Source organism: Streptomyces sp. NPDC014656 (genome assembly GCF_043084305.1).
Lineage (GTDB): Bacteria > Actinomycetota > Actinomycetes > Streptomycetales > Streptomycetaceae > Streptomyces.
The window spans coordinates 1-12,724 of the sequence record NZ_JBIBZN010000003.1 but is presented as its reverse complement, the minus strand read 5'-3'; the positions used below and the strand labels follow the sequence as shown (position 1 = coordinate 12,724).

Here is a 12,724-nt window from a genome sequence, read left to right as displayed (position 1 = left end):
ACGGCAGAGGCCGGGGTGTCGAGGGCGTCGAGGGTGAAGGAGCGAAGATGCGTCGCGAGGAGAAGGACCTGATCGGTGCGCGGGAGGTGGAGGCGGATGTCTACTGGGGCATCCACACGCTTCGCGCGCTGGAGAACTTTCCCCTCACGGGAATCCCCCTCTCGGCGCACCCCGAACTCGTCGCGGCGCTTGCCGCGGTGAAGGAGGCGGCCGCACTCGCGCACCTCGACCTCGGCACCCTTCCCGAGGAGAGGGCGCGTGCCGTCGTGGCCGCTTGCCGGGAGATCCGCGCGGGCCGACTGCTCGACCAGTTCGTCGTCGACGTCTTCCAGGGCGGGGCGGGCACGTCGGCGAACATGAACGCCAACGAGGTCATCGCCAACCGCGCCCTGGAGATCCTGGGGCATGCGCGCGGCAGCTACGACCACCTGCACCCCCACGACGACGTGAACCGCTCCCAGAGCACCAACGACGTGTACCCCACCGCCGTCAAGCTCGCCCTCCACTCCGCTGCGGGACGCCTGCTGGACGGGATGACCGTGCTGCGCAACGCCTTCGTGGAACGAGGCGGGGCGTTCGCGAAGACGGTCAAGATCGGCCGCACCCAGCTGCAGGACGCGGTGCCCATGACCCTGGGCCAGGAGTTCGACGCGTTCGCCCTCACGGTGCGGGACGACGCCGACCTCATCCGCCTGGCCGGCGATTCCCTGCTGGAGGTGAACCTGGGGGGAACGGCGATCGGCACCGGTCTCAACGCGGACGACGGCTTCGCCCGTCTCGCCCTCCATCACCTCCGCACCGTCTCGTCCTTCCCGGTCCGACCCGCCCGTGACCTGGTCGAAAGCACTCAAGGCGTGGGCGGTTTCCTCCGGCTCTCGGGGGCCCTGAGGCAGTTCGCCCTCCGCCTGTCCAAGATCTGCAACGACCTCAGACTGCTCGCCTCCGGTCCCGGGGCGGGACTCGGAGAGATACGGCTGCCGGAGTTGCAGGCGGGGTCGAGCATCATGCCGGGAAAGGTCAATCCGGTGTTGCCCGAGGCGGTCAACCAGGTCTGCTTCGACGTCGTCGGAGCGGATGCCGCCGTCTCCGCGGCTGCCCAGGCCGGTCAGCTCCAGCTGAACGCCTTCGAACCTTTGATGGCCCATCACCTGCTCAACTCCGTCAACCGCCTCGACGCGGCCTGCCGTCTGCTGGCCGCACGCTGCGTCGTCGGCATCGAGGCCGACGAGGAGCGCCTGCGCGGCCTGGTGGAGAGGAGCGCCGGTCTCGCGACCGCGCTCAACCCGGTGATCGGCTACCAGCAGGCCACGGCCCTGGCCCGCGAGTGCCGGACGACGGGAGTTCCCGTCCGGGAACTGGCGGTGCGCGCAGGGGTGCTCCCGGAGGACGGGCTCGACCTTCTTCTCGACCCCCTGCGCCTTGCCCGGCCCAGGTGAGGCAGGTGGTGCGGGGCCGTCCTGCCGGTGGGTGGCACGGCCCCGGGGCAGCCCCGCACGGCCCGACCGCATCCGGCCGGGCCGCGCGGGACGCGGTCGTCTCAGCTCTTCGTCACGGTGCAGGTGTACGTCGCGGAACCGGAACCGCTGTAGGCCTCCATGTCGAGGTAGTAGGTGCCCGTGCCGGAACCGGTGCGGGTGAAGGAAAGGGACTCGTCCGTGCCGGCACCGTCGTTGACGGACCGCTCCAGAGTGCTTCCGTTCGCGTCGAGCCAGTAGAGGTCGGCGTCGTAGGCCGAAGGCACGGCGCAGTTCACCGAGACGGTCTGCCCGGCGTTCACCGACAGCTTGAAGTAGTCACGGTCGCTGGTCGACTTCATGCCGCCGGTCAGTGACGCGGGGGAGGCGAGCCCGGTCGCGTCGTCAGCGGTGTCCCGGGTGTCGTTCGGCTCGCTCTCGGCGAGCGCGGCCCCGCCGCCCTGACCGCCGCAGTCGGTCACCGGAGTGCCGCTGTAGAGGTTCGCGTCGGCGACGCCGTTCGTGACGCTCCGCAGGTAGTAGCCGCACGTCGGACGGTTCTTGAAGTCGAAGGTCGAGCCCGGCGTCAGGCGCCAGATCTTGAAGCCCGAGTAGGTCAGCGGCTTCCGGTCGACGGCCTGCTCCGGCTGGTGGTCGGCGAGGACGACGTAGGCGTCCTTGCCGTACTGGGTCGCCGTACCGTTGCGGTCGAGGAAGAGGGAGCCGCCGCCCTCCTCGACGCCCACGCCCCAGGCGGCGCCTCCCGGCGCGAGGCCGTCCTTCACCGATCGGGCGAGGAACGCCATGGTCCGGCCCATGCGGTCACGGGTGACGAAGTGCGAGTCGTTGATGACGGCGCCGTAGTTCGCCCACTCGAACATGCCGGTGGTGAAGCTGATGTACCGGTCGTAGGGGTTGGCGAGGGCCTCGGCGCTGGTGACGCTGCCGTTGCACGCGTCGTAGACGATCGGGCTGTTGACGTGGTGCCCCGCGCTGCCGCCGCCCGATCCGCCGCCCTTGGCGACGACCGACTCGACGGACGCCTCCAGCGCGGTTCCCTTCCAGGCCGTGTAGCGGCACTGGTCGCCGCCGGCGAAGTAGACGAACTCGGCGTTGCGCACGTCGGTGTTGACCTGGCTGTTGTTGCCGTCGGCCGCTGCCGTCAGGGTCCAGGTCGTACAGGAGTTGACCCCGGAGAGAGCGGTGATCGTGTCGCATTCCGGGGTCTTGCTGCCCGACGTGGGCGCCGAGCCCGCCAGGACGACGACGTCGAGGCTGCCGGTGCCACCCCGGATCTCGTCGATGGCCCTGGTCATCGAGGCCGTGACGATCCCGCCGGCGCCGTTCATCGTGAACGCCGGACCGTTCCACGAACCGCGGCTGACGTCGGAGGAGTTGCCGAGGCGGATCCTGTCGGCCGCCGCGTGGGCGGGCTGATGCCCGATCAGGACCGATGCCAACGCGGTGACGACGACGGCGGCAGCCGAGGTGGATCTGAGGGAACGGTGGGTCATCTGCACTCCTGAGGGATGGCTCGATCCGGTGGTCACCTTCCAGAGGCGACCGGATTGGTAGCGGAACATACAAGTAATGGGCTACGAGGGGAAGATGTAAGTCCGTATGACGGATCAAGCTCCTCATTCGAGCTCTCAGAAGCCTTAAATCGGGCTAAATATTCCTCCGGTGAGCCGCGTGGGGCCCGTTACGTGAACGTAACGAGACTTACATCTAGTCATTGAGTTGGTTCTTCTGTAACTTTCCATCTGTGTCTGGCGGCCAGATTCCGTCGACAGAAATCACCGAGAGGTTCCACGCGATGAACGCTCGTTCCATACGTCCCGCAGCGGCCGCCGCTGTCGCGGCGACCCTGCTCGCCTCGCTGTCCGCCTGCGGAGGCGACGAGGCTCCCGCTCCCTCCGGGAAGCTGGTCGTCGCCGGCATGGAGGTCGTGAAGGACCAGAAGCTGCACGACCTCCTTCCGGAGAAGATCAAGAAGGCCGGTGAGGTCCGGGTCGCGACCGACGTCCCCTACCCGCCCTTCGAGATGTTCGTGAAGGAGGGCGAGCCGGCCCTCACCGGGCTCGACTACGACCTCGGCCAGGCGCTCGGGGCGAAGCTGGGCGTGCGCTTCACCTTCACCCCGCAGAAGTTCGACGGCATCGTCCCCGCGATCCAGGCCGGCAAGTTCGACGCCGCGATGTCGGCCATCACCGACAACAAGGAACGGCAGAAGGTCGTCGACTTCGTCGACTACTCCCAGTCCGGCTCCGGCATCCTCGTGGCCGAGGGCAACCCGGCTGACGTGACCACGCTCGACGACCTGTGCGGACGGAAGGTCGCCGTCCAGGCGGCGACCAACCAGCTCGACCTGCTGAAGTCCCACCAGGACGCCTGCGGCAAGACCGGCAAGGGCAAGATCGACATCCAGACCTTCCCCAAGGACTCCGACGCCCAGCTCGCTCTCCGCTCCGGCAAGGTGATCGCGCAGGTCCTGACCAAGCCCGCCGCCGGCTGGGTGGCCAAGACGGCGGACGGAGGCAAGGCCTTCGACCTCGCCGAGGACCCCGCGGCACCCGGCGGCTACAACGCCTCCCCGAACGGCATCGCCGTCAGCAAGGACCTTCCCCAGCTGACGGACGCGATCCAGAAGGCGCTCCAGACGCTCATCGACGACGGAACGGTCGTCGCCGTCTACGGCAAGTACGGCGTCGCCTCGATCGCCATCAAGGAAGCCACCAAGAACGCGGCGGTGGACTAGACATGCCCGCCACCGCCCCGACCCCGCAGAAGAACGCCGCCGCGGCACGGCCGGCCACCGCGGAACTCGACATCGTCCCCGTCCGCAACTACGGACGCTGGATCGCGGCCGTCGCCTCGCTCATGGCCCTCGTCGGCCTGATCGGATCCCTCGCCAAGAACGACAACCTGCGCTGGGACATCGTCGGCGACTACCTCTTCGCCGACCTCATCTTCGACGGCCTGGCCACCACGCTCTGGCTGACCGCCGCCGCCATGCTCCTCGGCCTGGCCCTCGGCACGCTGATCGCCGTCATGCGGCTCTCCTCCAGCCCCGTGCTGTACGGGCTGGCCAACGCCTTCGTCTGGGTCTTCCGCGGCACCCCGCTCCTCGTCCAGATCATCTTCTGGGGGTACGCCGCCGCCCTCTACAAGTACGTGAAGATCGGCATCCCCTTCACCGACGTCACGTTCTTCCAGGCCGAGACCAACACCCTGCTGACCCCGGCGATCGCGGCCCTGCTGGCCCTGGGCCTCAACGAGGCCGCCTACGCCTCGGAGATCGTCCGCGCCGGCATCCAGTCCGTCGACCCCGGCCAGGCCGAGGCCGCGCACTCGCTGGGCATGCGACCCGCGCTCACCATGCGCCGGATCGTGCTGCCCCAGGCCATGCGCGTGATCATCCCGCCCATGGGCAACGAGACCATCAACATGCTCAAGATGACCGCCCTGGTCTCGGTCATCTCCGCCCACGACCTGATGTCCAACATCCAGGACGTGTACGCCCAGAACTACCAGGTCATCCCCATGCTGGTCGTGGCCAGCATCTGGTACCTGGCCCTCGTCACCCTCCTCGGCGTGCCCCAGGCGTGGCTGGAACGGCGCTACGGCCGCGGCACCACCCGCGCCGGACACGTCTCCCCGCTCCGCCGCCTCCTGGGCGGAACCGCGGAGCGGCTCGGCAAGAACAGCAAGGAGCAGAACCGATGAGCACCCCCATGGTGCGAGCCGAAGGCGTCCGCAAGCGCTTCGGAAGGCTGGAGGTCCTCAAGGGCATCGACCTCACCGTCGACCGCGGCCAGGTCTGCTGCCTCCTCGGCCCCTCCGGGTCCGGCAAGTCCACCTTCCTGCGGTGCATCAACCACCTGGAGAAGGTCGACGGCGGCAAGCTCACCGTCGACGGTGAGCTCGTCGGCTACCGCCAGCACGGTGACAAGCTCCACGAACTGCGCGAACGCGAGGTCGCCGACCGCCGGCGGGACATCGGCATGGTCTTCCAGCGCTTCAACCTCTTCCCGCACATGACCGCCCTCGACAACGTCACGGAAGCCCCCGTCAAGGTCGCGGGGGCCCGCAGGAACGAGGCGCGCGAGCAGGCGCGGGCCCTGCTCGAACAGGTCGGCCTCGGCGACCGGGCGCACCACTACCCGGCCCAGCTCTCCGGCGGACAGCAGCAGCGCGTCGCCATCGCCCGCGCGCTCGCCATGAAGCCCAAGCTGATGCTGTTCGACGAGCCGACCTCCGCACTCGACCCCGAGCTCGTCGGAGACGTCCTGGACGTCATGCGGCAGCTCGCCGCCGACGGCATGACCATGGTCGTCGTCACCCACGAGATCGGCTTCGCCCGCGAGGTCGGCGACACCGCCGTCTTCATGGACGAGGGCGTCGTCGTCGAGGCCGGAGACCCCCGCCAGGTGCTCGTCGACCCGGAGCAGGAGCGCACCCGCGCCTTCCTGTCCAAGGTCCTGTGACCGCCCCCACCCGCGGGCGGGAGAGCGTCGAACGCCTCCTCGGTCTCGCCCGGGCACGTCAGTCCGCCTATCTCCGAGACCTCGAGCAGCTCGTCTCCATCGACTCCGGTTCCTACAACGCCGCAGGGGTCAACAAGGTCGCCGACTGGATCGAGCACCGACTCGAGACGATCGGGTTCGACGTGGAACGCGTCCGCTTCCCGCCCACACCGGACGGCCACCAGCACGGCGACGCCCTCGTCGCACGGCAGCGCGGCGCGCTGCCGGAGACGGCAGGCGGACGCAGGATCGTCCTCGCCGGCCACATGGACACCGTGTTCGACGACGGAACCGCCGCCGCCCGCCCCTTCCGCGTCGACGGCTCCACCGCTCACGGCCCCGGGGTCAGCGACGACAAGGGCGGACTGCTCGCGGGCATCGTCGCCCTGGAGATCCTGGGCGAGCTCGGTTTCGAAGGCTTCGCCGAACTGGTCCTCCTCGCCACCCCCGACGAGGAGATCGGCTCCCCGGCCAGCAGGAGCCTCATCGAGCGCACCGCGCAGGGCATGCACCACGGCCTCGGCCTCGAATGCGCCCGGGAGAACGGCGACCTCGTCATCGCCCGCAAGGGCGTCGCCGACTTCCGCCTCACCGTCACCGGGCGCGCCGCCCACGCCGGCATCGAACCCGAACGCGGAGCCAACGCCGCACTCGCCGCCGCCCACCTGACCGTCGCCCTCCAGGCCCTCAACGGCCACTGGGACGACGTCACCGTCAACGTCGGCGTGGTCCGGGCCGGCACCCGTCCCAACATCGTCTGCCCCCAGGCCGAACTCCACGTCGAGGTCCGCGCCGCCACGACCGCCGACATCCAGCGCGTGACCCGCGCCATCCAGGAAGCCGCCGACCATCCCGGCGTCCCCGGCGTCACCGTCCGGGTCGAGCAGCTCGACCTGTGCCCGCCCATGGAGGACACCCCCGCCTCCCGGCGCATGTTCGAGCACGCGTGCCGAGCCGCCCGTGCCGCCGGGATCGATCTCGGCGCCGCCGCCACCGGCGGAGTGGGGGACGCCAACCTCATCGCCGGCACGGGAATCCCCGTCCTGGACGGCCTGGGACCCGTCGGCGGTGCCGACCACACGCCTCAGGAATGGCTCGACATCACCAGCGTGCCTCAGCGCATCGCCCTGCTCGCCGACCTGATCGCCTCCCTCGGCGACATCGGCACCGACTGAACGGCCGCGATCCGCGGTGAAAAGAAGTCTCACTTCCTCCACCGCGGCTCCGACCGACCCGCCGGATCGCCACGCTCCCGTGTCCACGCCGGCCGCACGAGCTCCTCCACCACCCCTTTCGAACCGGGAGACACGATGCGCGTCCCTTCCACTCCTGCGCGCCGCACCATCCTCGCCGGCGGCCTCGCCGTCGCCCTCCTCGCCGCCGTCCCACCGGCGAGCGCCGACTCCCGGCCCGCCCGCGGCCAAGCAGGCTCCCTCGTCCTGATCGGCGGAGGCCTGAAGGAGAACAACACCCAGGTCTACGGCGAGATCATCAAGAGGGCCGGCGGCCCGAAGGCCCGCATCGGCGTCATCACCGCCGCGTCCGTACCCGAGAGCCAGGACCCCAACGCCGCGGATCCCGACCTGTGCAGCAACTCGGCCTGCAACGGCGCCTACTACGCCGAGCTCTTCAAGCGGCACGGCGCGGCCGACGCCCAGTGGCTCCCCCTGGACATCGACCATGTCGCCAACGCCGACTCGGACGCCGTCGTCGCCCAGGTCGAGTCCATGACCGGCTTCTTCTTCGGCGGAGGCGACCAGTACCGCTACGTCACCACGCTCCTCCGAGGCGACCGGCAGAAGGACTCCAAGGTCCTCGCGGCCATCCGCGCCAAGCTCGCCCACGGCGCCGTCGTCTCCGGATCCTCCGCCGGTGCCCAGATCGCCTCCGGACCCCACATGGTCAGCGGCGGCGAGTCCTACGAAGCCCTCCGGGACGGCAGCGCACCCGGCTACTTCGACGACCCGACCCGCCTCGGATACATCCCCCGGGGTGGCTTCGGCTTCCTCCGCTCCGGCCTCGTCGACACCCACACCGGCGCCTACGGCCGCGAGGGCCGAGCGCTGCGACTCGCCTCCGACACCGGCCACGACCGCGTCTACGCCCTGGAGGAGAACACCGCCCTGGTCGTCGACCGGCCCGGCACCGATCGCGAGCACCTGACCGTCCTCGGCCCCAACGGCGTCGCCGTCCTCGACCTGCGCGACGCCCGCGCCCATAACTCCGCGGGCTCCTGGTCCCTCCGCCGGGCCCGTTACAGCTACCTCAGCGACGAAGACCAGTACGACGCCCGTACCTGGACGCCGCGCGTCCACCCGGGCAAGCAGCCGCTGCTCCCCGGTGCCACGGCCCCCGTACCGGTCAACACCGACGTCTTCTACTCCGCCGCCAATCCCGGCGGCACCCCCTACTCCTTCCGCACCACCGCCCGACAGCTCGCGGCGACGCGCGCCCAGAACAGCGCGACCGCGACGACCTTCGAGACCGGACCGCGGTTCGCGGTGACCTTCACCAAGGCGCGCGGCTTCGCCGCCTACACCGGCGACGGCACCACCGCCCAGTCCCTCGTCTCGCTGCGGATCGACATCACATCCGAGTGATCGGCCGGGTGCCGCGACCCGGCGCCTTCCGCGCGCCACCGCCCGCGGCCGGCACGTAGGACGGCAGGCCCGGCCGCCTCCGTCTTTCCCAGGACGGCGTCCCCGCCCGCTCACCGTCCGAGGGGCGGCCGTCCTCCCTCTCGTAGCCGCCCGCTCCTCAGGAGAAGCCCCTCAGGAAGCGGCGGGGTGAAGCCGCGGCCCGTCCAGCCGGGTCGCTTCACCCCGCCGCTTCCTGCCGGCCGGAGCCGGACACCGCAGAACCGCCTCCGCCGGTTGTCACCTTCGAGAAAGGCCGTTCCATGCCCGCCCGTTCCCACGCCGCGGTCGTCTCCGCACTGCTTCTGGCGTTGCTCACCTCCGGATGCGGCACCGGACCCGACGCGCCGTCCTCCGCCCGCGTCGGAATGAGCGGCCCCGTCACCGTTCTGCCCGACCTCACGGTCGAGCCGGACCCCGAGCTCTACGCCATGCTCCCCGCAGCCGTTCGCGCCAAAGGCAGGGTGCGTGTCGCCACCGACGTCCCCTATCCCCCCTTCGAGATGTACGCCGAGGAGGGCAGCGGCCGGATCACCGGCATCGACTTCGACCTCGGCCAGGCGATAGGCGCTCGCCTCGGCATCAAGTTCGAGTTCGAGCCGCAGAAGTTCGACGGCATCCTGCCCGCCGTGCAGGCGGGGAAATTCGATGTCGTCATGTCGGCCATGACCGACAAGAAGGCCCGGCAGAAGTCGGTGGACTTCGTCGACTACCTGAACGCCGGACCCGGTTGGCTCGTCAGGAAGGGCAACCCGGAGAAGATCACCGTCGTCACGGACGTGTGCGGAAAGCCCGTCGGAGTACAGACCGGCACCAACCATCAGAAACTTCTGCAGCAGCGCCAGGAACTCTGCCGGGCCGAGGGGCTCCCCCCGATCGAGATCCTCGCCTTCTCCAAGGACTCCGAGGCCCAGCTCGCCCTCCGTAGCGGCAAGGTGGTCGCCGACTACCTCGACGAGGTCACCGCCGCTCACGTCGCCACCCATGCGGACGGCGGGGCGTCGTTCTCCACGGTGACGGGGCGCAAGGCGGTGGGAGAGTACAGCGCCTCCCCGATGGGAATCGGGGTGTCGAAGGAACTCCCGGGTCTCAAGGAGGCCATTCAGGCCGCTCTTCAGTCCCTCATGGACGACGGCTCGTACCGGAAGGTCCTGGTGAGCTACCAGGTGCCCGGCATCGGGATCGCGGAGGCGACTGTGAACGGAGCCCTCGACTGACCTGCGACGAAGGGGACTTCACATCCTGGAGGTGACGGCCTGGGACCGCTTCCTCCAGGGTGAGCCCGCGGGAGCGTCCGTGGCCGCGGACGACCGTGGTGGGGCCGGGGCCGCCGACCGCCGGCGGAGCGAGGCGCGCATCCGCTCGGGACCGGGCCTCCCGCGGTCCACGCCCCCTACCCGCCGGCCCGCCTCGCGGAGGCCACGGGAGCCGTCGTGGGTACGGGTGGGGCCAGGGCCCTCCCCGAGGGCGCCTCGGTCCCGACGGCCGGCCTGAGGACGACGGCGAAGGTCCCGCTCACAGGAGACCGACGCGACGGGCGACCTTCTCGGCCTCCTTCATCCGCTCGTGTCCCTCACCGCCCAGCCGCTCCAGGACGGCGCCGACCAGCGACTCCACGATGGCGAGGGCGGGCGTCAAGCTGTCGTAAGGCGAGTCCGAGGAGACCTGGGTGATGAGGACGACGTCCGCATGCGCGGCGGCGGGGGAGAGCCACGGATCCGTGAAGACGATGACCTTGCCGCCCCGCTCCTGGGCCAGCTCTGCCATCAGCGTCTTGTCCGGCTCGTACCTTCGGTAGTCGAACAGGACGGTCACGTCACGTCGGGCGAGCTGGGTGAGGTAGGACGTCCGCTCCACGTCCTTGTGGGGCACCAGCCCCACCTGGTCGCGGAACTGCATCAGGTGGAGGCCCAGATACTCGGACAGAAGGTGGGTGAACCGTCCTCCGGCCAGGTGAAGCCGGCGCCTGGGGTCGCCGAGGAGGCTCACCGCGTCCTCGAACTCGTGCGGGGCCACCTCGTCGAACGTCTGGGAGACCGCCTGCCGCATCAACGTCGCGCGCTCGCCGAGGCGGGATCCGGTGGAACCCCGCGAGGCGTCCGCCGGCTGCTGCTCCGATGCCTCCACGGCCGTGTACAAGGTGATGGGGGAGGCGTTGCGGGCGTCGAGTTCCGCACGGAGAGCCGCCTGCAGATCGGGAAAACCCCGGTAACCCAGGCGTGAAGCGCACCTCAACACCGTGGGCGCCGATACGCCGGCCCGCTCGGCGATCGTGGCGACCGTCTCGAAGACCGCGGAGGGATATCCCGCCAACAGAACCCGCGCGACCTTGCGCTCCGCCGGGCTCAGCTCTCCGAGCCTGTTGCGGATCTCATCGGCCAGCGTGGGACTCATCGTTCACCTTTCCCCGGGGCGGCGACACCGGGGACTGGTCACAGCCCAGGCTCTTCGCGTTTCAGATCATCAGGATACGGTCATCGACTGTACCGCCTGTTACGGAATCTGCCCAGTCCTCGCCGAACGGCCGCCAAGGTTGCGCGGGGCACCGGCGGACACCCGCCTCCGCGATCACGCCCGAGACGTCCTGCCGCCGGCCCCGCCCCGACCCGCGGATGCCACGGAGCACCCCGCGAGACCGCCGCTTCAGCCCGGCTGCCTGTCGATGCGTGCTCCCCGGCCGGTACGGCGGTGTCCCGCACGGTCACACCGTGCGGGACACCGTGGTCGCGGAGCCGCCGAAGCGCGGCGGCCACACTCCCGTCCGCCTCGTCCCGATCGCGCGGCCCTCGGCGCGACGGGGATCCGGCCCGATCGACTGCCTTCCGTCAGGCGAACGTCGCCCCCCAGGTGGCCGGGCCCACGATGCCGTCCACACTCAGGTTCCTGCTCGACTGGAAACTGCGGCAGGCCGCCTCCGACCCCGGCCCGTACTGTCCGTCCACGGTGAGTGCGTAGCCGTGCGCGCTGTTCATCCGGTACTGCCAGGTCGCCACACTGGCGTGCACCGTGGCCGGGGACTGGCGGAAGGCGACGCCCGGGTAGGGGAGCGGGCCCCCGCCCGGGTTCACCTCTCCGCTGAGGACGCGGGCGTACAGGTTCCCGGGGCACCCGGTCGCGTGATGGTCGCGATGGCCGGTGATGGCTTGCGCGGCCCCGCCCGACACCCGCAGTCGATCGATTCCGTACCGGATCGCGTCGATCAGGCCGACCGTGATGGTGTCGTAGCCGCCGCTGGTGCCACCCGTCAGCGCGCAGACCGCGTACCAGTCGTCATTGCCCTGCGTGGTGCCCTGGGCAGCGGTGCGTACGTTCTCGCCGCGGCCCTGGAAGAGGTAGCCGTGGACGCAGGCGAGATGGCTGTAGGCGATGTCCGACCAGCCGTTGGAATCCATGTGGAAGTTCTGGATGCCTCGTACCTGCGCGGCGCAGTCGGCGTGAACGGTCCGGGCCACCTTGACGGCGTCGACGTGGTGGACGACCACACCGCCCTGGGCCGGTGTGATGCTGGTGCTGACACTCGCGGGAGGCCGGGCTCCCCACTGCGCACGGGTGACGAAGACGGCCATCAGGAACGGCCTCCGCGGGGCGTGGCGCAGCCGACGGCGGCGTTCAAGGGTTCGGCGTGCCGGCTTCGGGAGGCGGCGGATCCGTAGACCGCGCCGGGTTCGCGGGGGTTCGTGACGAAGGGGCGATCGTTCCCCCGCGAAGGAAGAGGAGGCTGGGCGTAAGCGGTCCCCGGGTGCAGGGCCGACGCGGCGATGGCGCTGCCGATCGCAGCCCGCAGCGCTGTGCGGCGAGAGGTCTTCTGGTTCAACGGTTCTCCATCTGAAGTGGGTTGCCCATGGCGTTTCGGATGAAAGCCGGGATCGTTCTCCTCGCAGTCGGTCCAGGCGGCAGGCGCCCTCCCCTCGGCGTCCAAGGACGTGGTGTGGTGGTGCGGGAGCCGGGGGAACCCCTCCGGGCGCCCCTGATGCCGGTGGCCCCTCGCGAGGCCACCGGCCCGGCGGTGCCGGTCAGCAGCCGCCGCAGTTGTAGAAGGTCACGTCCCAGTGGTTGCCCTCGTCGGCGTAGACGTTGCCGGCGCCGGACTTCCACTGCGGGGAGCCGT

At 70.2% G+C, this 12,724-nt stretch carries 10 protein-coding genes; 7 read left to right on the top strand and 3 right to left on the bottom strand.

The genetic code is table 11. The features are described from left to right. Positions 1 to 47: 47 nt before the first annotated feature. Positions 48 to 1,436, top strand: coding sequence for an aspartate ammonia-lyase (locus ACF1ED_RS07475; protein WP_391757560.1), 1,389 nt, complete (start codon positions 48 to 50; stop codon positions 1,434 to 1,436). A 101-nt stretch (positions 1,437 to 1,537) separates the two neighbouring features. On the opposite strand, the gene ACF1ED_RS07470 is transcribed toward ACF1ED_RS07475, so the two are convergent. Continuing rightward, on the bottom strand, positions 1,538 to 2,968 hold the full coding sequence (locus tag ACF1ED_RS07470; RefSeq protein WP_391757558.1) for a pre-peptidase C-terminal domain-containing protein: 1,431 nt from the start codon (positions 2,966 to 2,968) through the stop codon (positions 1,538 to 1,540). 302 nt (positions 2,969 to 3,270) lie between these two features. On the opposite strand from ACF1ED_RS07470, the gene ACF1ED_RS07465 reads away from it, so the two are divergent. From ACF1ED_RS07465 to ACF1ED_RS07440, 6 genes are all read left to right on the top strand, one after another. After that, complete coding sequence (locus tag ACF1ED_RS07465) at positions 3,271 to 4,212, top strand: ABC transporter substrate-binding protein (RefSeq protein WP_391757556.1); 942 nt, start codon at positions 3,271 to 3,273, stop codon at positions 4,210 to 4,212. A 2-nt stretch (positions 4,213 to 4,214) separates the two neighbouring features. Next, positions 4,215 to 5,180: an amino acid ABC transporter permease gene (locus ACF1ED_RS07460; RefSeq protein ID WP_391757554.1), complete on the top strand. Its 966-nt coding sequence runs from the start codon at positions 4,215 to 4,217 to the stop codon at positions 5,178 to 5,180. Further along, entirely contained in the window at positions 5,177 to 5,941 is a 765-nt protein-coding gene (locus tag ACF1ED_RS07455) for an amino acid ABC transporter ATP-binding protein (RefSeq protein WP_391757552.1), read from the top strand. Before ACF1ED_RS07460 ends, ACF1ED_RS07455 begins: the two co-directional genes overlap by 4 nt. Continuing rightward, entirely contained in the window at positions 5,938 to 7,155 is a 1,218-nt protein-coding gene (locus tag ACF1ED_RS07450; protein ID WP_391757550.1) for a M20 family metallopeptidase, read from the top strand. The genes ACF1ED_RS07455 and ACF1ED_RS07450 overlap by 4 nt, the downstream gene beginning before the upstream one ends. A gap of 135 nt (positions 7,156 to 7,290) precedes the next feature. Beyond that, positions 7,291 to 8,580 (top strand): cyanophycinase, encoded by a 1,290-nt coding sequence (locus ACF1ED_RS07445; RefSeq protein WP_391757548.1) that lies wholly within the window; start codon positions 7,291 to 7,293, stop codon positions 8,578 to 8,580. A gap of 299 nt (positions 8,581 to 8,879) precedes the next feature. Next, on the top strand, positions 8,880 to 9,833 hold the full coding sequence (locus tag ACF1ED_RS07440) for an ABC transporter substrate-binding protein (protein ID WP_391757546.1): 954 nt from the start codon (positions 8,880 to 8,882) through the stop codon (positions 9,831 to 9,833). A 298-nt stretch (positions 9,834 to 10,131) separates the two neighbouring features. Here the strand turns inward: ACF1ED_RS07440 and ACF1ED_RS07435 are convergent, their stop codons facing one another. Next, positions 10,132 to 11,010, bottom strand: a complete 879-nt coding sequence (locus ACF1ED_RS07435) for a MurR/RpiR family transcriptional regulator (RefSeq protein WP_391757544.1) — start codon at positions 11,008 to 11,010, stop codon at positions 10,132 to 10,134. Positions 11,011 to 11,441: 431 nt separating this feature from the next. After that, positions 11,442 to 12,182: an N-acetylmuramoyl-L-alanine amidase gene (locus tag ACF1ED_RS07430; protein WP_391757542.1), complete on the bottom strand. Its 741-nt coding sequence runs from the start codon at positions 12,180 to 12,182 to the stop codon at positions 11,442 to 11,444. Positions 12,183 to 12,724: the final 542 nt, after the last annotated feature.